Origin of the sequence: Pseudomonas sp. Z3-8 (assembly GCF_051131975.1) — a bacterium.
Classification (GTDB): domain Bacteria; phylum Pseudomonadota; class Gammaproteobacteria; order Pseudomonadales; family Pseudomonadaceae; genus Aquipseudomonas.
This window is the reverse complement of record NZ_CP071643.1, coordinates 4435623-4460707: the sequence shown is the minus strand read 5'-3', so window position 1 is coordinate 4460707 and position 25085 is coordinate 4435623. Positions and strand designations below refer to the sequence as shown.

General features: G+C 59.9%; 21 protein-coding genes. 15 read left to right on the top strand and 6 right to left on the bottom strand.

Annotated elements, in window-relative coordinates; genetic code table 11:
- Nucleotides 1-4: 4 nt before the first annotated feature.
- Entirely contained in the window at nucleotides 5-787 is a 783-nt protein-coding gene (gene hyi / locus J3P94_RS20360) for a hydroxypyruvate isomerase (RefSeq protein WP_434569417.1), read from the bottom strand.
- Nucleotides 788-917: 130 nt separating this feature from the next.
- Complete coding sequence (gene gcl / locus J3P94_RS20355; protein WP_434569416.1) at nucleotides 918-2693, bottom strand: glyoxylate carboligase; 1776 nt, start codon at nucleotides 2691-2693, stop codon at nucleotides 918-920.
- Between the two features lie 268 nt (nucleotides 2694-2961).
- Between gcl and J3P94_RS20350 the strand changes: the two genes are divergently transcribed.
- Nucleotides 2962-3402, top strand: a complete 441-nt coding sequence (locus J3P94_RS20350) for a GlcG/HbpS family heme-binding protein (protein ID WP_434569415.1) — start codon at nucleotides 2962-2964, stop codon at nucleotides 3400-3402.
- Between the two features lie 200 nt (nucleotides 3403-3602).
- On the top strand, nucleotides 3603-4061 hold the full coding sequence (locus tag J3P94_RS20345) for an REP-associated tyrosine transposase (RefSeq protein ID WP_434569414.1): 459 nt from the start codon (nucleotides 3603-3605) through the stop codon (nucleotides 4059-4061).
- A gap of 128 nt (nucleotides 4062-4189) precedes the next feature.
- On the opposite strand, the gene J3P94_RS20340 is transcribed toward J3P94_RS20345, so the two are convergent.
- Complete coding sequence (locus J3P94_RS20340) at nucleotides 4190-4795, bottom strand: TetR/AcrR family transcriptional regulator (RefSeq protein WP_305496116.1); 606 nt, start codon at nucleotides 4793-4795, stop codon at nucleotides 4190-4192.
- A gap of 131 nt (nucleotides 4796-4926) precedes the next feature.
- Here J3P94_RS20340 and J3P94_RS20335 point away from each other — a divergent pair, with 131 nt between their 5' ends.
- Nucleotides 4927-5841, top strand: coding sequence for a DUF808 domain-containing protein (locus tag J3P94_RS20335; protein WP_434569413.1), 915 nt, complete (start codon nucleotides 4927-4929; stop codon nucleotides 5839-5841).
- A 131-nt stretch (nucleotides 5842-5972) separates the two neighbouring features.
- Here the strand turns inward: J3P94_RS20335 and J3P94_RS20330 are convergent, their stop codons facing one another.
- Together J3P94_RS20330 and J3P94_RS20325 are read right to left on the bottom strand one after the other, a co-directional pair.
- Nucleotides 5973-6761, bottom strand: a complete 789-nt coding sequence (locus J3P94_RS20330; RefSeq protein WP_434569412.1) for an MlaA family lipoprotein — start codon at nucleotides 6759-6761, stop codon at nucleotides 5973-5975.
- Nucleotides 6754-8052 carry a serine/threonine protein kinase gene (locus J3P94_RS20325; RefSeq protein WP_434569411.1) on the bottom strand — a complete coding sequence of 433 codons (1299 nt, stop codon included), beginning with the start codon at nucleotides 8050-8052 and terminating at the stop codon, nucleotides 6754-6756. Before J3P94_RS20325 ends, J3P94_RS20330 begins: the two co-directional genes overlap by 8 nt.
- 428 nt (nucleotides 8053-8480) lie before the next feature.
- On the opposite strand from J3P94_RS20325, the gene J3P94_RS20320 reads away from it, so the two are divergent.
- The 3 genes from J3P94_RS20320 (at nucleotide 8481) to J3P94_RS20310 (ending at nucleotide 11619) form a co-directional block, all read left to right on the top strand.
- Nucleotides 8481-9335, top strand: coding sequence for a glycine betaine ABC transporter substrate-binding protein (locus tag J3P94_RS20320; protein WP_434569410.1), 855 nt, complete (start codon nucleotides 8481-8483; stop codon nucleotides 9333-9335).
- Nucleotides 9336-9652: 317 nt separating this feature from the next.
- A complete protein-coding gene (locus tag J3P94_RS20315; protein WP_305496111.1) occupies nucleotides 9653-9964 on the top strand; it encodes a DUF485 domain-containing protein in 312 nt (103 codons plus the stop codon).
- Nucleotides 9961-11619, top strand: a complete 1659-nt coding sequence (locus tag J3P94_RS20310; protein WP_434569409.1) for a cation acetate symporter — start codon at nucleotides 9961-9963, stop codon at nucleotides 11617-11619. Before J3P94_RS20315 ends, J3P94_RS20310 begins: the two co-directional genes overlap by 4 nt.
- Nucleotides 11620-11906: 287 nt before the next feature.
- Here J3P94_RS20310 and gltA read toward each other — a convergent pair whose 3' ends face one another.
- Nucleotides 11907-13196 (bottom strand): citrate synthase, encoded by a 1290-nt coding sequence (gene gltA, locus J3P94_RS20305; RefSeq protein ID WP_003172803.1) that lies wholly within the window; start codon nucleotides 13194-13196, stop codon nucleotides 11907-11909.
- A 365-nt stretch (nucleotides 13197-13561) separates the two neighbouring features.
- Between gltA and sdhC the strand changes: the two genes are divergently transcribed.
- The 9 genes from sdhC to sucD all read left to right on the top strand — a co-directional run bounded on the left by sdhC (nucleotide 13562) and on the right by sucD (nucleotide 24947).
- Nucleotides 13562-13936 (top strand): succinate dehydrogenase, cytochrome b556 subunit, encoded by a 375-nt coding sequence (gene sdhC, locus J3P94_RS20300; RefSeq protein ID WP_024780620.1) that lies wholly within the window; start codon nucleotides 13562-13564, stop codon nucleotides 13934-13936.
- On the top strand, nucleotides 13930-14298 hold the full coding sequence (gene sdhD / locus J3P94_RS20295) for a succinate dehydrogenase, hydrophobic membrane anchor protein (protein WP_003179222.1): 369 nt from the start codon (nucleotides 13930-13932) through the stop codon (nucleotides 14296-14298). The genes sdhC and sdhD overlap by 7 nt, the downstream gene beginning before the upstream one ends.
- Nucleotides 14299-14301: 3 nt before the next feature.
- Nucleotides 14302-16074, top strand: a complete 1773-nt coding sequence (gene sdhA, locus J3P94_RS20290; protein ID WP_434569408.1) for a succinate dehydrogenase flavoprotein subunit — start codon at nucleotides 14302-14304, stop codon at nucleotides 16072-16074.
- An 11-nt stretch (nucleotides 16075-16085) separates the two neighbouring features.
- Entirely contained in the window at nucleotides 16086-16790 is a 705-nt protein-coding gene (locus J3P94_RS20285) for a succinate dehydrogenase iron-sulfur subunit (protein WP_039594133.1), read from the top strand.
- A 262-nt stretch (nucleotides 16791-17052) separates the two neighbouring features.
- On the top strand, nucleotides 17053-19884 hold the full coding sequence (locus J3P94_RS20280) for a 2-oxoglutarate dehydrogenase E1 component (RefSeq protein WP_305496108.1): 2832 nt from the start codon (nucleotides 17053-17055) through the stop codon (nucleotides 19882-19884).
- A 44-nt stretch (nucleotides 19885-19928) separates the two neighbouring features.
- Nucleotides 19929-21152, top strand: a complete 1224-nt coding sequence (gene odhB, locus J3P94_RS20275) for a 2-oxoglutarate dehydrogenase complex dihydrolipoyllysine-residue succinyltransferase (protein ID WP_305496107.1) — start codon at nucleotides 19929-19931, stop codon at nucleotides 21150-21152.
- Between the two features lie 111 nt (nucleotides 21153-21263).
- Nucleotides 21264-22700, top strand: a complete 1437-nt coding sequence (gene lpdA, locus J3P94_RS20270) for a dihydrolipoyl dehydrogenase (protein WP_434569407.1) — start codon at nucleotides 21264-21266, stop codon at nucleotides 22698-22700.
- A gap of 196 nt (nucleotides 22701-22896) precedes the next feature.
- Entirely contained in the window at nucleotides 22897-24063 is a 1167-nt protein-coding gene (sucC, locus tag J3P94_RS20265) for an ADP-forming succinate--CoA ligase subunit beta (RefSeq protein ID WP_305496105.1), read from the top strand.
- Nucleotides 24063-24947, top strand: coding sequence for a succinate--CoA ligase subunit alpha (gene sucD / locus J3P94_RS20260; protein ID WP_305496104.1), 885 nt, complete (start codon nucleotides 24063-24065; stop codon nucleotides 24945-24947). Before sucC ends, sucD begins: the two co-directional genes overlap by 1 nt.
- Nucleotides 24948-25085: the final 138 nt, after the last annotated feature.

Genomic DNA, 25085 nt, shown 5'->3' with positions numbered 1-25085 from the left:
TGGATCAGATCGCGTTATGGCTTTTCAACCAGCCCAAGCCCGCTTCGGTGGTGGTCAGCGGCTTGTATTCGCAGCCGACCCAACCCTGATAGCCGATGCGATCCAGGTGTTCGAACAGGAAGCGGTAGTTGATCTCGCCGGTGCCGGGCTCGTTGCGGCCCGGGTTGTCCGCCAGTTGCACATGGTTGATCTCGCCCAGGTGCGCCGACAGCGTCCGGGCCAGGTCGCCTTCCATGATCTGCATGTGATAGATGTCGTATTGCAGGAACAGGTTGGCGCTGCCCACCTGTTCGCGGATCGACAGGGCCTGGGCGGTGTTGTTCAGGAAAAAACCCGGGATATCGCGGGTGTTGATGGCTTCCATCACCAGCTTGATGCCGGCGCCCTGGAGCTTTTCGGCGGCATATTTCAGGTTGGCGACGAAGGTTTTTTCCGCCAGCGCTGCGTCGCACTTCTGCGAACGGATCCCGGCCAGGCAATTGACCTGGGTATTGCCCAGCACCTTGGCATAGGCAATCGCCAGGTCGACCCCGGCACGGAATTCCTCGACCCGGTCCGGCAGGCAGGCGATACCGCGCTCACCGTTGGCCCAGTCGCCGGCCGGCAGGTTGAACAGCACCTGGGTCAGGCCATGGGCATCGAGCAGGGTCTTGAGTTCAGCGGAGCTGTAGTCGTAGGGAAACAGGTATTCGACACCACTGAAACCGGCCTTGGCGGCCGCTTCGAAACGGGCGAGGAAATCCTGCTCGGTAAACAGCATGGACAGGTTGGCGGCGAAACGCGGCATGGTGATCTCCTGTAAATAGTTGGCAGGCCTCCCTTGTGGGAGCGAGCTTGCTGGCGAAAGCGGTATGTCATTCAACATTCAATAAAGGGTAGATCGCCTTCGCGAGCAGGCTCGCTCCCACAGGAGGAGGTCAATCGAGCAACGAAATGGCGGTCGGTGCATCGTTGCCCACCAGCGCCAGGTCTTCAAATTCATTGACGGCGTTGATCTCGGTGCCCATGGAAATGTTGGTCACCCGCTCAAGGATGATCTCGACGATCACTGGCACCCTGAACTCTTCGATCATCTCCTGGGCCTTGCGCAGCGCTGGCTGGATACCTGACGGCTCGAACACCCGCAATGCCTTGCAACCCAGGCCCTCGGCCACGGCGACGTGGTCCACGCCATAACCGTTGAGCTCCGGGGCGTTGAGGTTGTCGAACGACAGCTGCACGCAGTAGTCCATGTCGAAGCCGCGCTGAGCCTGGCGGATCAAGCCCAGGTAGGAGTTGTTCACCACGATGTGGATGTAGGGCAGCTTGAATTGTGCGCCCACCGCCAGTTCTTCGATCATGAACTGGAAATCATAGTCGCCCGACAGCGCCACGACCTTGCGATCCGGATCGGCCTTGACCACTCCCAGCGCGGCCGGAATGGTCCAGCCCAGGGGACCGGCCTGGCCGCAGTTGATCCAGTGGCGTGGTTTGTAGACGTGGAGGAACTGCGCCCCGGCGATCTGCGACAGACCGATGGTGCTGACATAGCAGGTGTCGTTGCCGAACACCTGGTTCATTTCCTCGTAGACGCGCTGCGGCTTCACCGGCACGTTGTCGAAATGGGTCTTGCGTTGCAGGCTGGCCTTGCGTTGCTGGCAATCCTGAAGCCAGGCGCTGCGGTTCTTCAGCTTGCCGGCGGCTTGCCATTCGCGGGCCACTTCGATGAACACGGTCAGGGCCGAGGCTGCGTCGGAAACGATGCCCAGGTCGGGGGTGAATACCCGGCCGATCTGGGTCGGTTCGATGTCGACGTGAATGAACGTGCGGCCTTCGGTGTAGACGTCCACCGAACCGGTGTGGCGGTTGGCCCAACGGTTGCCGACGCCCAGCACCACGTCCGACTTGAGCAAGGTGGCGTTGCCGTAGCGGTGCGAGGTTTGCAGGCCGACCATGCCGACCATCAACGGATGATCGTCCGGGATCGTGCCCCAGCCCATCAGCGTCGGAATGACCGGGATGCCGGTGAGCTCGGCAAACTCCACCAGCAAATCGCTGGCATCGGCATTGATGATGCCTCCACCCGCCACCAGCAATGGGCGCTCGGCCTGATTCAGCATCGCCAGGGCCTTCTCGATCTGCACCCGGTTGGCGGCCGGCTTGGCCAGGGGCAGCGGCTGATAGGCGTCGATGTCGAATTCGATCTCGGCCATCTGCACGTCAAACGGCAAGTCGATCAGCACCGGGCCCGGCCGGCCGGAGCGCATCTCGAAGAACGCCTTCTGGAAGGCATACGGCACCTGGCCAGGCTCCAGCACGGTAGTCGCCCATTTGGTCACGGGCTTGACGATGCTGGTGATATCCACCGCCTGGAAATCTTCCTTGTGCATGCGGGCGCGGGGCGCTTGTCCGGTGATGCACAGGATCGGAATCGAGTCGGCCGAAGCGCTGTAGAGGCCAGTGACCATGTCAGTGCCCGCCGGCCCCGAAGTACCGATGCACACGCCGATGTTGCCGGCCTTGGTCCGGGTGTAGCCCTCGGCCATGTGCGAGGCGCCTTCAACGTGGCGAGCGAGGACATGATCGATGCCGCCAACCTTTTGCAGGGCAGAGTACAGCGGGTTGATCGCGGCACCGGGGATGCCGAAGGCGGTGTCCACGCCTTCACGGCGCATCACCAGGACGGCAGCTTCGATTGCTCTCATTTTGCTCATTATTTTGTGCCTCTTACGTTTTGTAATTGTATACAAGTGGCTTTGCGGCAGAGTGTATTCATGGCGAATGGCGCAGGTCAATCCCTTTCCTCAAGCACGCGTTTAATTCGGTGGGAACCTGATTCTGCTGCAGCCTTTTGTCGCTAAAGCTGATTTGCGTAAATTATTGTATACAAAAATATATATTGTTGTGTTCTATTTGTGGTGTTCGGTTTTGCTGAAAGTGAAGCCGCCAAGGCTTTCCCATAACAAAAGAAGGACAGCACCCATGAGCGTTCTAACCTTGAAAGTTGCCGTCAACCTGGCGGGACAAGCACTGGCCGCAGGCCGTGAGGTCAATGCGGCACCCTTGACCGTCGCGGTCCTGGACAGCGGCGGGCACCTCGTAGCCTTGCAGCGCGAGGACGGTGCGAGCCTGTTGCGCCCTCAAATCGCTATCGGCAAGGCCTGGGGCGCGATCGCCCTTGGCAAGGGCTCACGCCTGCTGGCCCAGGACGCCCAGCAGCGCCCGGCGTTCTTTGCCGCTTTGAACGGCTTGGGGCAAGGCAGCGTCGTGCCGGCGCCGGGCGGAGTGTTGATCAGGGATCAGGAGGGCAGGGTGCTGGGTGCGATTGGTGTCAGCGGGGATGTTTCGGATGTGGATGAGCAGGTGGCGGTCAGGGCGGTGGAGGTGTCGGGGTTGAGGGCGGATGCGGGGGTGGCTGTTTGATCATGCGCTGAATCGACTGGCGTATTCGCGAGCAGGCTCGCTCCCACAGGTGGAGACATTCTGCAAACGCCGCAGATCCAAACTGTGGGAGCGAGCCTGCTCGCGAAAGCGATCATGCAGACACATCCAGCTAAAAGTCTGCGCTACGACTGGGATTCGACCGGCTAGCCTTTCATGACTTAATCGAGAAGGGGCATGGAATGCCTGGCTTATCCGCTTCACATCGGCTGCGAGTTGGCCGCTACTCCGAATCCAGCCGGATCTATTTATTGACCACCAACACCTTTGGTCGCGAACCAATCTTCAGGGATTTCAGGATGGGTCGGCATGTCGTCGATCAATTTCGACAAGCCCAGATGCAGGGTTATGCACACTCGTTGGCCTGGGTTGTCATGCCTGATCATTTCCATTGGCTGATCGAGTTGCGCCAAGGATCCCTGAGTGAGTTGATGCAAAGGACCAAATCATTGGCCACCAAGACTGTGAATCTGCACCTTGGCAATAACATCTGCCTTTGGCAGCGCGGATTTCATGATCGGGCGCTCCGTCGAGAGGAAAATCTGGTCAAGCTTGCGCGCTATGTCGTCGCGAACCCACTGCGGGCAGGCCTGGTCAAGCGGCTTGGCGACTATCCGCTGTGGGATGCCATCTGGCTTTGACTTGAACTCGAGTGGCCTTCATCGCGAGCAAGCTCGCTCCCACAGGGTTTTGCGGTGAATACAGGCTCTGCTGGCAACCTGGATTCCTGTGGGAGCGAGCTTGCTCGCGATAAGGGCAACCCGGTCTATCAGCCCACCTCACACCCCTTCAAAACCAACCGGATAATCGTCTGCGCCGCCGCTTCGTAATCCGCTTCGTCGAGCTTGGCCTTGCCGGTCACGGCGCTGATCTGCCAGTCGAAATCGGCGTAGGTCTGGGTGGCGGCCCAGATGCTGAACATCAGGTGGTTGGGATCGATGGGGGCGATCTGGCCGCGGTCGATCCAGGTCTGGATGCAGTCAATGTTGTGCCGGGCCTGGGCGTTGAGTTGTTCGACCAGGTCGGCGCTGAGGTGCGGGGCGCCGTGCATGATTTCACTGGCGAAGACTTTCGAGGCGAAGGGCAGGTCGCGGGAGATGCGGATCTTGGAGCGGATGTAGTGGCTCAATACTTCGCCCGGCTCGCCGTCAGCGTTGAAGGGCGTGGAGGCCTGGAGGATCGGCTCGATGATGCTTTCCAAGACCTCGCGGTAGAGGTTCTCCTTGGATTTGAAGTAGTAATAGACGTTGGGTTTGGGCAGGCCCGCCTTGGCCGCGATGTCGCTGGTTTTGGTCGCGGCGAAGCCCTTGTCGGCAAACTCTTCGCTGGCGGCACGCAGGATCAGTTCTTTGTTGCGCTCGCGGATAGTGCTCATAAACCCTGGGGTTCCTTGCCGGTTCTGGCGGTGGCGCATGGTAGCACCGGCCTCGCGGGCCGCTCAAGAATGCCCCAAGGCGGCGCCGCTCGCGGTATGCTGCGCAGCATTATTGTTCAAGGAGCCCCTCCATGGCTGGAAGCAGTTTGCTGGTTTTGATCGACGACATCGCCACCGTGCTCGACGATGTGGCGCTGATGACCAAGATGGCCGCCAAGAAAACTGCCGGCGTGCTCGGCGATGACCTGGCGCTCAATGCCCAGCAAGTCTCCGGCGTGCGGGCCGAGCGGGAGCTGCCGGTGGTCTGGGCGGTGGCCAAGGGTTCCTTCATCAACAAGCTGATCCTGGTGCCGTCGGCGCTGGCAATCAGTGCCTTCGTGCCTTGGCTGGTGACACCCCTGTTGATGGTGGGTGGCGCCTACCTGTGTTTCGAAGGGTTCGAAAAACTCGCCCACAAGTTCCTTCACAGCAAGGCTGAAGACCAGGCCGGGCATGCGCAACTGGTGGAGGCGGTGGCCGACCCGGCGGTGGACCTGGTGGCCTTCGAAAAGGACAAGATCAAAGGCGCGGTTCGCACCGACTTCATTCTCTCGGCGGAAATCATCGCCATCACCCTTGGCACTGTCGCTGATGCGCCGCTGACCCAGCAGGTTATCGTGCTGTCGGGCATTGCGATTGTCATGACTGTCGGCGTGTACGGCCTGGTGGCGGGGATCGTCAAGCTCGATGACCTGGGCTTGTGGCTGACCCAAAAGCCTGGCCAGGCCGCCAAAAGCATCGGCGGCGCCATCCTGCGCGCCGCGCCCTACATGATGAAAAGCCTGTCGGTGATCGGTACGGCGGCGATGTTCCTGGTGGGCGGCGGCATCCTGACCCATGGCGTACCGGCGGTGCATCACTGGATCGAAGGCGTGGCGGCTGGTGCCGGCGGCGCCGGGTTCATCGTGCCGATGCTGCTCAATGCGGTGGCGGGGATTGTCGCGGGAGCTGCAGTGTTGGCGGGTGTGCTCGTAGTGAGCAAAATCTGGAAAGCGCTGAAAGGCTGAGTCTGCCAACGCATTACAACTGTGGGAGCGAGCCTGCTCGCGATAGCGGCCTGTCAGGCAACATTAATATTGAATGTCAGGCCCCATTCGCGAGCAGGCTCGCTCCCACAGTGGTTTTATGTGTCCGAAAGTTACTCGGCGATCTGCAACTTGCGCGACTCGGTGTACACGTACCGCACCTTCTCATACTCGAACGGCGAGTTCAGCTGCCCGTAGCGGAAACTGGTCTGGTAGCGCCTGTCCACACCGCGCAACAGCAGCAGTTCCGGGTGGTTGGAGCTGACTTCCGAGACGTTCAGGAAGTTGATCGCCGATTCCGCGGTGTAGTCCACCAGCAGGCCCGACGTGTCGCGCAGGTTCGAAGGACCGAAGATCGGCAGCACGAAATACGCGCCGCCGGGCACACCATAGAAACCCAGGGTCTGGCCGAAGTCCTCGCTCTGGCGCGGCAGGCCCATGGCCGTGGCCGGGTCCCAGAGGCCGGCGATGCCTACGGTGGTATTGAGGAGCAGGCGCGCCGTGGTTTCCATCGAACGCTTGCCCTTCAATTGCAGCAGGCTGTTCATCAGGTTCGGCACGTCGCCCAGGTTGTTGAAGAAATTGCTGACGCCGGTGCGCACGAAGCTCGGAGTGACGTAGCGATAGCCGTCGACGACGGGCAGGAAGACCCATTCGTCAAAGCGGTAGTTGAAGTGGTAGACGCGGCGGTTCCACGATTCCAGCGGGTCGTAGACGTTCAAGGCGTTGAGCGTCGAGCGTTCGAATTCGCGCTGATCCAGGCCGGGGTTGAACTTGAGTTTGGTCAGCGGCTCCTTGAAGCCGTCCGAATCCACCACCACGGGCGCATTGGCCTTGCTGTCATCGGCGTGGGCCATGCCCGCGCTCATTAACGCGGCGATAAGCAGGAGGTATTTAGCCACGGAAGAACTCCAGCATGGCGTCGCTGTTGACGCGATAGTTAAGGTTGCCGCAATGGCCGCCCAGTGGATAAACGGTCAGGCGGTCGCCAAAAGTCTTGCGTAGGAAGCCGAGGTCGCCCGGGCCGAGAATCACATCGTCGGCGTTGTGCATCACCGCGATTTTCGTGCTGGTCTGCAGATAATCCTTCAGCGCGTAGAGACTGACCTGGTCGACCAGTTGCAACAGGCTGCCGCCGTCTGTGCGCGCACGCCACATCGGGATCACCTGCTCGGTGAGGTAGCAGTCGAAATCGCATTGCAGCGCGCGCTTGAGGAACGGCGTCAGGCTGGTGCTTTCAGTGATCGGGAACTTCGGCGGGATGATCAGGCCGCGACGGTTGATCAGGTCCGAGGTAAAGGCGATGTCGGCCGCCGAGAAACGGAACGAGGTGCCGATCAGCATCGCCATCTGTTCGTTGGTCAGGTGTTGCTTGGACTGCTGGAAGTCATAGAGCAACGCATCGTTGAGATCGATGTAACCTTTCTGCTGGAAGTAGCGGGTCAGCTTGTTCAGCACCAGTTCATAGAATGTCGTGGTGCTGTTGATGCCCTTGACCTCGGTCTGGACCAGCTTGTCCAGGTTGGTGATCGAGGTGTAGAGGTTCACTGGCGGGTTCAGCAACAGGACTTTCTTGAAGTTGAAACTGCGCCGGGTCTCGTCCAGGTGGGCAACGAAGGCCGCGTCCAGGGCGCCGAGGCTGTAGCCGGTCAGGTAGTACTCGGTGACGGGCACTTTCGGATTTTGCGCGCGCACGGCCTGCATCACGCGGTACATGTCTTCGGCGTCTTCCTTGGTGATGCCTGGCGTGGCGAAGCGCGAAGCGGCACTCATGAAATCGAAACTGGTGGGCGAGGACAACTGCACCACGTGGTAGCCGGCCTTGTAGTAGAGGCGCTTCAAATACTCATTGAGCGTGCTGTCATACCGCGCGCCGGTGCCGGCGATCAGGAAGATCAGCGGCGCGGGTTTGTCCTGGGTGGCCATGCGGTAGGTGAGGCTTTTCACCGGCCAGAAATTGTCCGGCAGGATGAATTCGCGCTCCGGACGCAGGGTCAGGCTCTGGTCCGACTGGTTGATGTCTTCATTGAGCGGCAGCTCCGGGCGCAGGTCCGGCGGCGTGGTGGCGATGGTCGCCTCGAACGGGTTGGTCAAGGGGTAGCCATAGCTGGCGGCGTCGACATCCACCGCCAGCGCGGACGCACTCAGGATAAGGCCGCCGGCGAAGGCAGCGAAGCGCAAGGAACGGAGCATGTCTGGATCCCTTAAGAGGAAGGTGCCGAATGAAGTTCGCAGCCTATGACCACCGAAGTGAAGCCAAGTGCCATGACGGCTGCAAAACAAGCGCGGACGGGTCGCGATAGTAGCGGGACGATACACGTTGAGGCGTGGTGACCGCTAGTGACCTGGCGGCTCGCCTGGTTCAGGCATGCAAGATTTGATCGAAATCCGCGGTCTGAAACGCCTGGATTGGCTTGCTGGCTTTCTGATGTCGTTTCTCGCTGCCTCAGCGTCGCAGACAGAGCAGGTTCCAGATCGGCGCAGGTTGATGATCAGCCTGTCAGTACTCCACTGGCGTTCGAACCGGTTTGCAGGTGAGCGTGATGGGGGCGCTGTGCACCATAACAATACGTTGACGCTGCTCGGCATCCGTCGGGCGCAGCACTTTCGGGGAAGTAACGATGAAGATGCGACGACTCTTGGGCGCAGGTGCCGCACTGGTACTGGCGATCAGCTCCACCCTGGCCAGCGCCGAAACCAAAACCCTGAGCATTGGTTATGTCGACGGCTGGTCCGACAGCGTCGCGACCACCCATGTGGCGGCCGAAGTGATCAAGCAGAAACTCGGTTATGACGTGAAGCTGCAAGCGGTGGCGACCGGGATCATGTGGCAGGGCGTGGCCACCGGCAAGCTCGATGCAATGCTTTCGGCCTGGCTGCCGGTGACTCACGGTGACTACTGGACGAAAAACAAGGACAACGTGGTCGACTACGGCCCGAACTTCAAGGACGCCAAGATCGGCCTGATCGTGCCAGAGTACGTCAAGGCCAAGTCGCTGGAAGACCTCAAGACCGACGATTCCTTCAAGAAACGCATCGTCGGCATCGACGCCGGTTCAGGCGTGATGCTCAAGACCGAACAGGCGATCAAGGACTACGACCTGACCGGTTATCAACTCAAGGCCAGCTCCGGCGCCGGCATGATCGCCGAGCTGACCCGTGCCGAGAAAAAGAATGAGTCCATCGCCGTCACCGGTTGGGTGCCGCACTGGATGTTCGCCAAGTGGAAACTGCGCTTCCTGGAAGATCCAAAAGGTGTCTACGGCGCGGCTGAAACCGTAAACAGCATCGGCAGCAAGGAGCTGGCTACCAAGGCGCCGGAAGTGGTCGAGTTCCTGAAGAAGTTCCAGTGGGCCTCGAAAGACGAAATCGGCGAAGTCATGCTGGCGATCCAGGAAGGCGCCAAGCCGGACGCCGCCGCGAAGGATTGGGTTGCCAAGCACCCGGACCGCGTGAAGGAGTGGACCGGCAAGTAATGGGCCTGGTCTGACTGTTCCGAAAAACCGCATGAGTGGCTGGCATGCGGTTTTTTTGTGCCCGCGATTCCTGAATCTCTCCACAAAACCCTGTGGGAGCGAGCTTGCTCGCGATGACGGCACAACATTCAACAGAGACGCAAACAGACGCGCCGCTATCGCGAGCAAGCTCGCTCCCACAAAGGGAATTGCGAAAAATTGCGAGAAACTGGCAAAACCGTCATGTCGTTCTAATACTAAGGTCGTCTGGAACCTGGCCTTGAGCCGCATAGAGTAGGGTCGTTCCAACTTAAATCTGTGCTGCGAGGATAAAAACAATGAACGACAGCATTTACCTCTCGATACAAAACAGCCCGCGCTTCAAGGAGCTGGTGAGTAAAAGGGAAAAGTTCGCCTGGATTCTCTCGGCGATCATGCTAGGGCTTTACTCGGGATTCATCCTGCTGATTGCCTACGGGCCGCATATTCTCGGCGCCAAGATCACGCCTGAGGGAACGATCACCTGGGGCATTCCCATCGGGATCGGCCTGATTCTCTCGGCTTTTGTCCTGACCGGCATTTACGTACGACGCGCCAATGGCGAGTTCGACGACCTGAACAATGCGATTCTCAAGGAGGCTCAGCAATGATCCGGCGTCTACTGGCTCTTTTGAGCATCGCTGCGTTCGCACCGAGCGTCTGGGCGGCTGATGCCGTGGCGGGGGCTGTGCAGAAACAACCCCTCAACGTCGCGGCTATCCTGATGTTCGTGGCCTTCGTCGGCGCGACTCTGTACATCACCTACTGGGCATCCAAGAAAAACAACTCGGCGGCCGACTACTATGCGGCCGGCGGCAAGATCACCGGCTTCCAGAATGGCCTGGCGATTGCCGGCGACTACATGTCGGCGGCGTCCTTCCTGGGTATTTCCGCGCTGGTTTTCACGTCCGGTTATGACGGCCTGATCTACTCCATCGGCTTCCTGGTGGGCTGGCCGATCATTCTGTTCCTGATCGCCGAGCGTCTGCGCAACCTGGGTAAATACACCTTTGCCGACGTGGCGTCCTATCGCCTCGGGCAAACCCAGATCCGCAGCCTGTCGGCTTGCGGCTCGCTGGTGGTGGTGGCGTTCTACCTGATCGCGCAAATGGTCGGTGCCGGCAAGCTGATCCAGCTGCTGTTCGGCCTGGACTACCACGTTGCGGTGATCCTGGTCGGTATCCTGATGTGCCTCTACGTGCTGTTCGGCGGCATGCTGGCCACCACCTGGGTACAGATCATCAAGGCCGTGCTGTTGCTGTCGGGTGCTTCGTTCATGGCGCTGATGGTGATGAAGCACGTCAACTTCGACTTCAACATGCTGTTTGCCGAAGCGGTCAAGGTTCACCCTAAAGGTGAAGCGATCATGAGCCCTGGCGGCCTGGTGAAGGATCCGATCTCGGCCTTCTCCCTCGGCCTGGCGCTGATGTTCGGTACCGCTGGCCTGCCCCATATCCTGATGCGCTTCTTCACCGTGAGCGACGCCAAGGAAGCTCGCAAGAGCGTGCTGTATGCCACCGGCTTCATCGGCTACTTCTACATCCTGACCTTCATCATCGGCTTCGGCGCGATCCTGCTGGTCAGCACCAACCCGGCCTTCAAGGACGCGGCAGGTGCCTTGCTGGGCGGCAACAACATGGCGGCGGTGCATCTGTCCAACGCGGTTGGCGGCAGCATCTTCCTGGGCTTCATCTCGGCGGTGGCGTTCGCGACCATCCTGGCGGTGGTAGCGGGGCTGACCCTGGCCGGTGCCTCGGCGGTGTCCCATGACCTGTACGCCAGCGTGATCAAAAAAGGCAAGGCCAACGAGAAGGATGAGATTCGGGTTTCGAAAATCACCACTATCTGTCTGGCGGTGCTGGCGATCGGCCTGGGTATCCTGTTCGAGAAGCAGAACATCGCGTTCATGGTGGGCCTGGCGTTCTCCATCGCGGCGAGCTGCAACTTCCCGGTACTGCTGCTTTCGATGTACTGGAAGAAACTGACCACCCGTGGCGCGATGATCGGCGGCTGGCTGGGCCTGGTCAGTGCCGTGGGCCTGATGGTGCTCGGTCCGACCATCTGGGTGCAGATCATGGGTCACGAGAAGGCGATCTTCCCGTACGAATACCCAGCGCTGTTCTCGATGGCCATTGCGTTCGTCGGCATCTGGTTCTTCTCCATCACCGACAAGTCGGCTGAAGGTGCAAACGAGCGGGCGCTGTTCTTCCCGCAATTCGTGCGTTCGCAGACTGGCCTGGGGGCGAGTGGGGCGGTGAATCACTGAGGCAGCTGCAAGTTGAAAGCTTCAAGTTGAAGCGTTGTGTTTGAAGAAATACCCCGGTTGAGAGGCCGGGGTATTTTTTTGCATGTGATGTTTGCGTTGTCTGTGAGGACGCCTTCGCGAGCAGGCTCGCTCCCACAGTGGTATGCGATCCTTGTGGGAGCGAGCCTGCTCGCGAAGAGGCCGGTCCTGACACTAAGCTTTTTGAAGGCATAAACAAAACAGCCCCTGCTCTTTATAAGAAGCAGGGGCTGTTCCGGTGCAGCTTGAGACTTACTGCAAGGCAAGCCTTACTTGCGGTCTTCCAGCTTGGTGATGTCACGCGACTCGTAGCCGGTGTACAGCTGGCGCGGGCGGCCGATCTTGTACGGGCTGGAGAGCATTTCCTTCCAGTGGGAGATCCAGCCGACGGTCCGCGCCAGGGCGAAGATCACGGTGAACATGCTGGTCGGGATGCCGATCGCCTTGAGGATGATCCCCGAGTAGAAGTCGACGTTCGGGTACAGCGAGCGCTCGATGAAGTACGGGTCGGTCAGGGCGATCTCTTCCAGGCGCATGGCCAGTTCGAGTTGCGGATCGTTCTTGATCCCCAGTTCCTTGAGCACTTCGTCGCAGGTCTGCTTCATGACGGTGGCGCGCGGGTCGCGGTTCTTGTAGACCCGGTGACCGAAGCCCATCAGCTTGAACGGATCGTTCTTGTCCTTGGCCTTGGCGATGAACTTGTCGATGTTCGAGACATCGCCGATTTCATCGAGCATGGTCAGTACCGCTTCGTTCGCGCCGCCGTGGGCAGGGCCCCAGAGCGCGGCGATACCGGCGGCGATACAGGCGAACGGGTTGGCACCCGACGAGCCGGCCAGGCGCACGGTGGACGTGGAGGCGTTCTGCTCGTGGTCGGCATGGAGGATGAAGATGCGGTCCATGGCCTTGGCGAGCACCGGGCTGATCGGTTTGATCTCGCACGGGGTGTTGAACATCATATGCAGGAAGTTCTCTGCATAGGTCAGGTCGTTGCGCGGGTACATCATGGGCTGGCCCATGGAGTACTTGTAGACCATGGCTGCCAGGGTCGGCATCTTCGCCACCAGGCGGATCGCGGAGATTTCGCGATGCTGGGGGTTATTGATGTCCAGGGAGTCGTGGTAGAAGGCCGAGAGGGCGCCGACAACACCGCACATGACGGCCATCGGGTGAGCATCGCGACGGAAGCCGTTGAAGAAGGTCTTCAACTGCTCGTGAACCATGGTGTGGTTCTTCACGGTGCTGACGAACTGGGCCTTTTGCTCTGCGGTTGGCAGCTCGCCGTTGAGCAGCAGGTAGCAGGTTTCCAGGTAGTCCGATTTTTCAGCCAGTTGCTCGATCGGGTAGCCGCGGTGCAGCAGGATGCCGTTGTCGCCGTCGATATAGGTGATTTTCGACTCGCACGAGGCGGTCGACATGAAACCTGGGTCAAAGGTGAAACGGCCCGTGGCCGTCAGGCCCCGTACGTCGATTACATCGGGACCAACGGTGCCGGTTAAAATGGGCAGCTCGACGGGGGCTGCGCCCTCGATGATCAACTGCGCTTTTTTGTCAGCCATGTGGCCTCCTATTAATGCTTGGAATCATCAGACAGACCCCCCACGCAGGGCCCGCACCACTATAGTGAGATAAATCCGAATGTCAATTTGCCTAAAGTCTTGCTCCAGAAGGCTTTAACCGGACTTTTTCCGCGAAATTGCCTGCCGTTTACGCCTTTTGCCCTGCATGTGCAATGCGCTATTAGGGGAAGGTGAACGCGTTGTCATTAGTAGCCTAACTGTCTATACTCGGCCACCGACCGCCAGGGGCTTTTGGGCCTGCTTTCTTGGGGGTCGTCACTCCCTGGGTGGTGAGTACCTGACCAGTGCGCGCCCCAACAACTTTGCCCTGATTGTTAGGGGCTCTTCAGTGTGAAAAAAAAGCCGTGAAAAGCCAACGACCTGTAAACCTAGACCTAAGGACCATCAAACTCCCAGTCACTGCTTACACGTCCATTCTTCACCGTATTTCCGGTGTCATCCTCTTCGTCAGCCTGGCCATCATGCTTTATGCATTGGACAAGTCGCTCGATTCGGAAGAAGGCTTCGGTCAGGTGAAAGCGTGTCTGACCAGTCCGCTAGCCAAGCTAGTGATTTGGGGCATCCTGTCCGCCTTGCTGTATCACCTGGTAGCCGGCGTGCGCCACTTGATCATGGACATGGGCATCGGTGAGACGCTGGAAGGCGGCAAGCTGGGCTCGAAAATCGTTATCGCCGTTTCCGTGGTGGTAATCGTTCTGGCAGGAGTCTGGATATGGTAACCAACGTCACGAACCTTTCGCGTTCGGGCCTCTATGACTGGATGGCGCAGCGTGTCTCTGCGGTCGTTCTCGCGGCTTATTTCATCTTCCTGATCGGATATGTGGTAGCCAACCCCGGCCTGGGCTATGCCCAATGGCACGAACTGTTTGCAAACAACTGGATGCGTATCTTCAGTCTGCTGGCACTTGTCGCACTCGGCGCTCACGCCTGGGTCGGCATGTGGACCATCGCGACCGACTACCTGACGCAGATGGCGTTCGGCAAGTCGGCGACTGCCGTACGTTTCCTCTTCCAGGCAGTATGCGGCGTTGCGATGTTCGCTTACTTCGTCTGGGGTGTGCAGATTCTCTGGGGTATCTGATTCATGGCTAACATTCCAACGATTTCTTTCGACGCCATCATCATTGGTGGTGGCGGTGCCGGCATGCGCGCAGCGCTGCAACTGGCACAGGGCGGTCACAAGACTGCCGTGATCACCAAGGTTTTCCCGACGCGTTCGCACACCGTTTCCGCCCAGGGTGGCATCACTTGCGCCATCGCTTCGGCCGACCCGAACGATGACTGGCGCTGGCACATGTACGATACCGTCAAAGGTTCCGACTACATCGGCGACCAGGACGCTATCGAATACATGTGTCAGGAAGGCCCGGCCGCCGTGTTCGAGCTGGACCACATGGGCCTGCCGTTCTCGCGTACCGAAACCGGCCGCATCTACCAGCGTCCGTTCGGTGGCCAGTCCAAGGACTACGGCAAGGGTGGCCAGGCTGCACGTACTTGCGCGGCGTCCGACCGTACCGGTCACGCACTGCTGCACACCCTTTACCAGGGCAACCTGAAGGCCGGTACCACGTTCCTGAACGAGTACTACGCCGTTGACCTGGTGAAGAACCAGGACGGTGCCTTCGTCGGCGTGATAGCGATCTGCATCGAAACCGGCGAAACCACCTACATCCGCGCCAAAGCCACCGTGCTGGCGACCGGCGGTGCGGGCCGTATCTACGCGTCCACCACCAACGCCCTGATCAACACCGGTGACGGCGTCGGCATGGCCCTGCGTGCCGGCGTGCCGGTGCAGGACATCGAAATGTGGCAGTTCCACCCGACCGGCATCGCCGGCGCTGGTGTACTGGTCACCGAAGGCTGCCGTGGTGAAGGCGGTTACCTGATCAACAAGCACGGCGAGCGTTTCATGGAGCGTTATGCTCCGAACGCCAAGGACCTTGCCGGTCGTGACGTCGTGGCTCGTTCGATGGTTAAAGAGATCATTGCCGGTAACGGCTGTGGCCCGAACGGCGACCACGTGATGCTCAAGCTCGACCACCTCGGCGAAGAAGTGCTGCACAGCCGCTTGCCAGGCATCTGCGAACTGTCCAAGACCTTCGCTCACGTCGATCCAGTCGTTGCGCCGGTTCCAGTGGTTCCAACCTGCCACTATATGATGGGCGGCGTTGCCACCAACATTCATGGCCAGGCAATCACCCAGAACGCCGAAGGCGTGGACGAAATCATCCCTGGCCTGTTCGCAGTGGGTGAAGTGGCGTGCGTATCGGTGCACGGTGCCAACCGCCTGGGCGGCAACTCGCTGCTCGACCTGGTGGTATTCGGCCGCGCTGCCGGTCTGCACCTGGAAAAAGCGCTGACCGACGGTATCGAATACCGCGACGCCAGCGACACCGACATCGACGTGGCGCTCAAGCGTCTGGCCGGTCTCAACGAGCGTACCGAAGGCGAAGACGTCGCCACCCTGCGTCGCGAGCTGCAAAGCTGCATGCAGAACTACTTCGGTGTGTTCCGTACCGGCGAATACATGCAGAAGGGTATTGCCCAGCTGGCGCAATTGCGTGAACGAATCGCCAACGTGAAGATCAACGATAAGTCGCAGGCGTTCAACACTGCCCGTATCGAAGCGCTGGAACTGCAGAACCTGCTGGAAGTGGCCGAAGCCACCGCCATCGCGGCTGAAGTGCGTAAAGAGTCCCGTGGTGCCCACGCCCGCGAAGACTATGAAGACCGTGACGACGAAAACTGGCTGTGCCACACCTTGTACTTCCCGGGTGATAAGCGCGTTACCAAGCGTGCCGTGAACTTCTCGCCGAAGACTGTTCCGACTTTCGAACCTAAAGTCCGGACTTATTAAGGGTGACCGCTATGTTGCAAGTCAGTGTGTATCGCTACAACCCTGATCAGGACGCCGCGCCGTTCATGCAGGACTTCCAGGTCGATACCGGTGGTAAAGACCTGATGGTGCTGGACGTGCTGGCCTTGATCAAAGAGCAGGACGAAGGTTTTTCCTATCGTCGCTCGTGCCGCGAGGGCGTTTGCGGCTCCGACGGCATGAACATCAACGGCAAGAACGGCCTGGCCTGCATCACGCCGCTGTCGGCCGTGGTCAAGGGCAACAAGCTGATCGTTCGGCCGCTGCCAGGCCTGCCGGTCATCCGTGACCTGGTCGTCGATATGAGCATCTTCTACAAGCAATACGAGAAGGTGAAGCCATTCCTGCAGAACGACACGCCGGCTCCGGCCATCGAGCGTCTGCAGTCTCCTGAAGAGCGTGAAAAGCTCGACGGTCTGTACGAGTGCATCCTGTGCGCCTGCTGCTCGACCTCGTGCCCATCGTTCTGGTGGAACCCGGACAAATTCCTGGGCCCGGCCGCCCTGCTGCAAGCGTATCGCTTCCTGGCAGACAGCCGTGACACCAAGACGTCCGAGCGTCTGGCCGCACTGGATGACCCGTTCAGCGTATTCCGCTGCCGCGGGATCATGAACTGCGTCAACGTCTGCCCGAAAGGCCTGAACCCGACTAAGGCCATCGGTCACGTACGTAACATGCTGCTGCAAAACGGCGTGTGATTCAGCTGCTGTACCCGTAGAACCGCTGTACCCGTAAAGGCGAGGGCGTGGGCTTCAACCCACGTCCTGGCTATAACCAGAGCAGCCACTCACAAAGCGGCCGTTCTTATTTTGAAGAAATGAGACAAGCAGGGGCATCCGGGCTGGTACCCGGACTATCAGCGTGATCCTAAGTGGCTTGTTTTAGTCGCTGCACTCGGACTTCTGCAAGTTTGCTCGGTGTTTTCGCCGGTGGTGTTCCCCTAATCGAGGGTGACCAAGCATGCAAGAAAGCGTGATGCAGCGCATGTGGAACAGTGCCCACCTCTCCGGTGGTAACGCTGCCTATGTGGAAGAGCTCTACGAGCTCTACCTGCACGACCCTAACGCTGTGCCAGAAGAATGGCGCACCTACTTTCAGAAGTTGCCGGCTGACGGTAACTCTGCCACCGATGTTTCGCACTCGACGATTCGCGATCATTTCGTGCTGCTGGCAAAGAACCAGCGCCGCGCCCAACCGGTGTCTGCCGGCAGCGTGAGCTCCGAGCACGAGAAGAAGCAAGTTGAAGTACTGCGACTGATCCAGGCCTACCGGATGCGCGGCCACCAGGCAGCCCAGCTGGACCCGCTGGGGCTGTGGCAGCGTCCTGCACCTGCAGACCTGTCGATCACTCATTACGGCTTGACCAATGCCGATCTTGATACGACCTTCCGTGCCGGCGACCTGTTCATCGGCAAAGAGGAAGCGAGCCTACGCGAAATTCACGAAGCGTTGCAGCAGACATATTGCCGCACCATCGGCGCTGAGTTCACGCACATCACCGATTCCGAGCAGCGCCAGTGGTTCCAGCAGCGTCTGGAAAGCGTTCGTGGCCGTCCGACGTACTCCGCCGACATCAAGAGCCACTTGCTCGAGCGCGTCACCGCCGGTGAAGGTCTGGAGAAATACCTGGGTACCAAATACCCGGGCACCAAGCGTTTCGGCCTGGAAGGCGGCGAAAGCCTGATTCCGATGCTCGACGAGCTGATCCAGCGTTCCGGCTCCTACGGTACCAAGGAAGTCGTCATCGGCATGGCCCACCGTGGTCGCCTGAACGTACTGGTCAACACCTTCGGCAAAAACCCGCGCGAGCTGTTCGACGAGTTCGAAGGCAAGAAGAAGGTCGAGCTGGGTTCCGGTGACGTGAAATACCACCAGGGCTTCTCGTCCAACGTGATGACCACGGGTGGCGAAGTCCACCTGGCCATGGCCTTCAACCCGTCCCACCTGGAAATCGTTTCCCCGGTGGTCGAGGGTTCGGTCCGTGCCCGCCAGGATCGTCGCAACGACCCGACCGGTGAAAAAGTCCTGCCGATTTCCATCCACGGTGACGCGGCATTCGCCGGTCAGGGCGTGGTCATGGAAACCTTCCAGATGTCGCAGACCCGCGGCTTCAAGACTGGCGGTACGGTTCACATCGTCATCAACAACCAGGTCGGTTTCACCATCAGCAACCCGCTGGACTCGCGTTCCACCGAGTACGCTACCGACGTCGCGAAAATGATCCAGGCGCCGATTCTCCATGTGAATGGTGATGACCCGGAAGCCGTGCTGTTCGTGACCCAGCTGGCCATCGACTACCGCATGCAGTACAAGCGCGACGTGGTGATCGACCTGGTCTGCTACCGTCGTCGCGGCCACAACGAGGCCGACGAGCCAAGCGGTACCCAGCCACTGATGTACCAGCAGATCGCCAAGCAGCGCACCACCCGCGAGTTGTACGCCGATCGCCTGACCCAGAGCGGCGTTCTGGATGCCGCGCGCGTCCAGGAAAAAGTCGATGAATATCGCAACGCCCTGGACAACGGCCTGCACGTTGTAAAAAGCCTGGTCAAGGAACCGAACAAGGAACTGTTCGTGGACTGGCGTCCTTACCTGGGCCACGCCTGGACCGCGCGTCACGACACGCGCTTCGATCTCAAGACCTTGCAGGAACTGTCGGCCAAGCTGCTGGAAATCCCGGAAGGCTTCGTGGTCCAGCGCCAGGTTGCGAAGATCTACGAAGACCGCCAGAAGATGCAAGCCGGCGGCCTGCCGATCAACTGGGGTTACGCCGAAACCATGGCGTACGCGACCCTGGCGTTCGAAGGTCACCCGATTCGCATCACCGGCCAGGACGTAGGCCGCGGTACTTTCTCGCACCGCCACGCGGCGCTGCACAACCAGAAAGACGCCAGCACCTACATCCCGCTGCAACACCTGTACAAAGGCCAGCCACGTTTCGACCTGTACGATTCGCTGCTGTCCGAGGAAGCCGTCCTGGCGTTCGAATATGGCTACTCCACCACCGAGCCGAATGCGCTGGTGATCTGGGAAGCCCAGTTCGGCGACTTCGCCAACGGTGCCCAGGTTGTAGTCGACCAGTTCATCACCAGCGGCGAGCACAAGTGGGGTCGTCTCTGCGGCCTGACCATGCTGTTGCCACACGGTTATGAAGGACAGGGGCCGGAGCACTCTTCGGCACGTCTGGAGCGTTACCTGCAATTGTGCGCCGAGCACAACGTCCAGGTTTGCGTACCGACGACCCCGGCGCAGATCTACCACCTGCTGCGTCGTCAAGTCATCCGTCCGCTGCGCAAGCCGCTGATCGTGCTGACGCCCAAGTCGCTGTTGCGGCACAAGCTGGCGATTTCCACGCTCGAAGACCTGGCCGAAGGCTCCTTCCAGACCGTTATCTCGGAAATCGATACCCTGGACGCGGCAAAGGTGACTCGCCTGATCCTGTGCAGCGGCAAGGTCTACTACGATCTGCTGGAAAAACGTCGTGCCGAAGGCCGCGAAGACATCGCCATCGTGCGTATCGAGCAGCTCTACCCGTTCCCGGAAGACGACCTGATGGAGGCCATCGCGCCTTACACCAACCTCACCCACGTGGTGTGGTGTCAGGAAGAACCGATGAACCAGGGCGCGTGGTACAGCAGCCAGCATCACCTGCGTCGCAGCATCGGCAACCATAACAAGGCCCTGGGCCTGGAGTACGCCGGTCGTGACGCTTCTGCTGCCCCTGCGTGTGGTTATGCGTCGATGCACGCCGAGCAGCAGGAAAAACTGCTGCAAGATGCCTTCACTGTTTAACGCCTTCGTGCTGACTGAAACCGAATTTTAAGGACCCACAGATAATGGCTATCGAAATCAAAGCCCCGTCATTCCCGGAATCGGTTGCCGATGGCACCGTTGCCACCTGGCACAAGAAACCAGGCGAGGCCGTCAAGCGTGACGACCTGATCGTCGACATCGAGACCGACAAGGTCGTGCTGGAAGTATTGGCCGAAGCCGACGGCGTGCTGGGCGCAATCATTGCCGAAGAAGGCGCTACCGTTCTGTCGAACCAGGTCCTGGGCTCGATCGAAGAGGGCGGCGCTGCCGCCGCCGCTCCAGCCGCTGCTGCTGCACCGGCTGCCGCTCAGGCCGCTGCTCCTGCTGCATCGGGCGAAGACGATCCAGTCGCTGCCCCTGCTGCTCGCAAGCTGGCTGAAGAGAACGGTATCAACATCGCTTCCGTTGCCGGCACCGGCAAGGGTGGTCGTGTGACCAAGGAAGACGTGGTTGCAGCTGTTGCCGCCAAGAAAGCCGCACCGGCCGCAGCACCAGCCAAGCCTGCCGCGCCTGCCGCTTCCGCACCAGTGTTCGCTGCCGGCGACCGCGTGGAAAAACGCGTACCGATGACCCGTCTGCGGGCCAAGGTTGCCGAGCGTCTGGTCGAAGCCCAGTCGAACATGGCGATGCTGACCACTTTCAACGAAGTCGACATGACCGAAGTCATGGCCCTGCGTTCGAAGTACAAGGATCTGTTCGAGAAGTCCCACAACGGCGTACGCCTGGGCTTCATGTCGTTCTTCGTCAAGGCTGCCACCGAAGCGCTGAAACGCTTCCCGGCCGTCAACGCGTCGATCGACGGTTCCGACATCGTCTACCACGGCTACGCCGACATCGGTGTCGCGGTCTCCAGCGACCGTGGCCTGGTGGTTCCGGTACTGCGCAACGCCGAGCTGATGAGCCTGGCCGAAATCGAAGGCGGCATCGCCACCTTCGGCAAGAAGGCCCGTGACGGCAAGCTGTCCATCGAAGAGATGACCGGCGGTACGTTCACCATCACCAACGGTGGTACATTCGGTTCGATGATGTCGACCCCGATCGTCAACCCGCCACAAGCGGCTATCCTCGGCATGCACAACATTCTGCAGCGTCCGATGGCGATCAATGGTCAAGTCGTGATTCGTCCGATGATGTACCTGGCACTGTCCTACGATCACCGCCTGATCGACGGCAAAGAAGCCGTGACGTTCCTGGTCACCATCAAGAACCTGCTTGAAGATCCGGCTCGTCTGCTGCTGGATATCTGATTTTCGCCGCGAGGGCCGGTCTGTTGACCGGCCTCTTGCTGAAACAACCGGTTTCGTCCCTCGACGGTCACCACAAGTGACCGTCCGGTTTGATTCGAAAAGGAATGACTCATGACTCAGAAATTCGACGTGGTAGTGATTGGTGCGGGCCCTGGCGGCTACGTAGCGGCCATCAAGGCTGCGCAACTGGGCCTTACCACTGCCTGCATCGAGAAATACACCGACAAGGAAGGCAAGCAAGCCTTGGGCGGTACTTGCCTGAACGTCGGTTGCATTCCTTCCAAGGCGCTGCTGGACAGCTCCTGGAAATACAAGGAAGCGAAAGAAAGCTTCAACGTTCACGGTATCTCTACCGGTGAAGTGAAAATGGACGTCGCCGCGATGGTTGGCCGCAAGGCCGGCATTGTCAAGAACCTGACCAGCGGTGTTGCCACCCTGTTCAAGGCCAACGGCGTGACTTCCATCGAAGGCCACGGCAAGCTGCTGCTGGGCAAGAAAGTCGAAGTGACCAAGCCGGACGGCTCGGTTGAAGTGATCGAAGCCGAAAACGTCATCCTGGCGCCAGGCTCGCGTCCGATCGACATCCCGCCGGCTCCGGTCGACCAGAACGTCATCGTCGACTCCACCGGTGCCCTGGAATTCCAGACCGTGCCAAAACGCCTGGGCGTGATCGGCGCTGGCGTGATCGGCCTGGAGCTGGGTTCGGTATGGTCGCGCCTGGGCGCTGAAGTGACCGTGCTCGAAGCCCTCGACACCTTCCTGATGGCCGCCGACACCGCGGTTTCCAAGGAAGCGCTGAAGACCCTGACCAAGCAAGGCCTGGACATCAAGCTGGGCGCTCGCGTGACCGGCTCCAAGGTCAACGGCGAAGAAGTCGTGGTCAACTACACCGACGCCAACGGCGAACAGACCATCACGTTCGACAAGCTGATCGTAGCGGTCGGCCGTCGTCCGGTGACCACTGACCTGCTGGCCGCCGACTGCGGCGTGGAAATCGACGAGCGCGGCTTCATCGCTGTCGATGATCATTGCGCAACCGCCGTGCCGGGCGTCTTCGCCATCGGTGACGTGGTTCGCGGCATGATGCTGGCGCACAAGGCGTCCGAAGAAGGCATCATGGTTGTCGAGCGCATCAAGGGCCACAAGGCCCAGATGAACTACGACCTGATCCCATCGGTTATCTACACCCACCCGGAAATCGCATGGGTCGGTAAAACCGAGCAGGCCTTGAAAGCCGAAGGCGTTGAAGTTAACGTCGGCACCTTCCCGTTCGCCGCCAGCGGCCGCGCCATGGCAGCCAACGACACCGGCGGTTTCGTGAAAGTCATCGCCGACGCCAAGACCGACCGCGTATTGGGCGTTCACGTCATTGGCCCAAGCGCTGCCGAGCTGGTACAGCAAGGCGCGATCGGTATGGAATTCGGCACCAGCGCTGAAGACCTGGGCATGATGGTCTTCTCCCATCCGACCCTGTCCGAAGCCTTGCACGAAGCGGCCCTGGCCGTGAATGGCGGCGCCATCCACGTGGCCAACCGCAAGAAGCGTTAACGGATAATAAGAAACCACGGCGGTGCGGCCCGTCGCGAGCCTTGCGTGCAAGACTCACCGCGGAATGTCCGCTGGACGCAGTCTTGCGTAGCGGCACCGGTTAACCGGAACGCTACGCAAGCAGCAGTCACAGGTGGTGCGGCACCACAACGGTGCAGCACCGAATGCGCAGTACCTAACGAAGACGGTAATAAGCATGAATCTTCACGAGTATCAGGGTAAGCAGCTGTTCGCTGAGTACGGCCTGCCAGTATCCACCGGTTACGCGGTAGACACCCCGGAAGCGGCAGCAGAAGCTTGCGACAAGATCGGCGGCAGCGAATGGGTTGTCAAAGCCCAGGTTCACGCCGGTGGTCGCGGTAAAGCGGGCGGCGTCAAGCTGGTTCGCAGCAAAGAAGACGCCAAAGCCTTCGCACAGCAGTGGCTGGGCAAGCGTCTGGTGACTTACCAGACTGACGCCAACGGTCAGCCAGTCACCAAGATCCTGGTTGAATCGTGCACTGATATCGCTAAAGAGCTGTACCTGGGCGCTGTCGTTGACCGTTCGAGCCGCCGCATCGTGTTCATGGCTTCCACCGAAGGTGGCGTGGACATCGAGAAAATCGCTCACGACACCCCTGAGAAAATCCTCAAGGCCACCATTGATCCACTGGTTGGCGCACAGCCATTCCAGGGTCGCGAGCTGGCTTTCCAGCTGGGCCTGGAAGGCAAGCAGGTTGCCCAGTTCGCCAAGATCTTCGTTGGCCTGGCCAAACTGTTCCAGGATCACGATCTGGCCCTGCTGGAAGTGAACCCGCTGGTGATCAAGGCCGACGGTGATCTGCACTGCCTCGATGCGAAGATCAACATCGACGCCAACGCCATGTACCGTCAGCCTAAGCTGAAGACTTTCCACGATCCGTCGCAGGACGATCCGCGCGAAGCGCACGCTGCCAAGTTCGAACTGAACTACGTAGCGCTGGAAGGCAACATCGGCTGCATGGTCAACGGTGCCGGCCTGGCCATGGGTACCATGGACATCGTCAACCTGCATGGCGGCAAGCCAGCCAACTTCCTCGACGTGGGCGGCGGTGCTACCAAGGAACGCGTTACCGAAGCGTTCAAGATCATCCTGTCCGACTCCAACGTCGCTGCAGTACTGGTCAACATCTTCGGCGGCATCGTTCGCTGCGACATGATTGCCGAAGGCATCATTGGCGCCGTGAAAGAAGTCGGCGTGAAAATCCCGGTTGTTGTGCGCCTTGAAGGCAACAACGCTGAACTGGGCGCTAAAGTACTGGCAGAAAGCGGTTTGAACATCATCGCTGCTACCAGCCTGACCGACGCTGCTCAACAAGTCGTCAAAGCTGCGGAGGGCAAATAATGAGCGTCCTGATCAACAAAGACACCAAGGTTATCTGCCAGGGCATTACCGGTTCGCAAGGTAGCTTCCACACCCAGCAAGCCATCGAATACGGCACCCAGATGGTCGGCGGTGTAACGCCGGGCAAAGGCGGCACCGAGCACCTGGGCCTGCCAGTGTTCAACACCGTGAAAGACGCTGTAGCTGCCACTGGCGCCACCGCCAGCGTGATCTACGTTCCAGCTCCTTTCTGCAAGGACTCCATCCTGGAAGCAGCATTCGGCGGCATCAAGCTGATCGTCTGCATCACCGAAGGCATTCCTACCCTGGACATGCTGGATGCCAAGGTCAAGTGCGACGAACTGGGTGTTACCCTGATCGGCCCTAACTGCCCAGGCGTGATCACTCCAGGCGAATGCAAGATCGGCATCATGCCAGGTCACATTCACTTGCCAGGCAAGGTCGGTATCGTTTCCCGTTCCGGCACCCTGACCTACGAAGCCGTGAAGCAGACCACTGACGCCGGTTTCGGTCAGTCCACTTGCGTCGGCATCGGCGGTGACCCGATCCCAGGCTCCAACTTCATCGACATCCTGAAGCTGTTCCAGGAAGACCCGAAGACCGAAGCGATCGTCATGATCGGTGAGATCGGCGGTTCCGCTGAAGAAGAAGCCGCTGCCTACATCAAGGCAAACGTGACCAAGCCGGTCGTTTCCTACATCGCTGGTGTGACTGCCCCTGCGGGCAAGCGCATGGGCCATGCGGGTGCAATCATCTCCGGCGGCAAAGGCACTGCGGACGAGAAGTTCGCTGCGCTGCAAGACGCAGGCGTGAAAACCGTGCGTTCGCTGGCAGACATCGGCAAGGCCCTGGCCGAGCTGACTGGCTGGGAAATGAAGAAGTAAGCTTCGGCTGACCCTTCGTTCCAGCAACAAAGGCCACCTTCGGGTGGCCTTTGTCGTTTCTGGTTCGCTCTTGTGGCGAGGGAGCTTGCTCCCGCTCGGCTGCGCAGCAGTCGTAAACTGGACAGCGCTTTTTGTCTG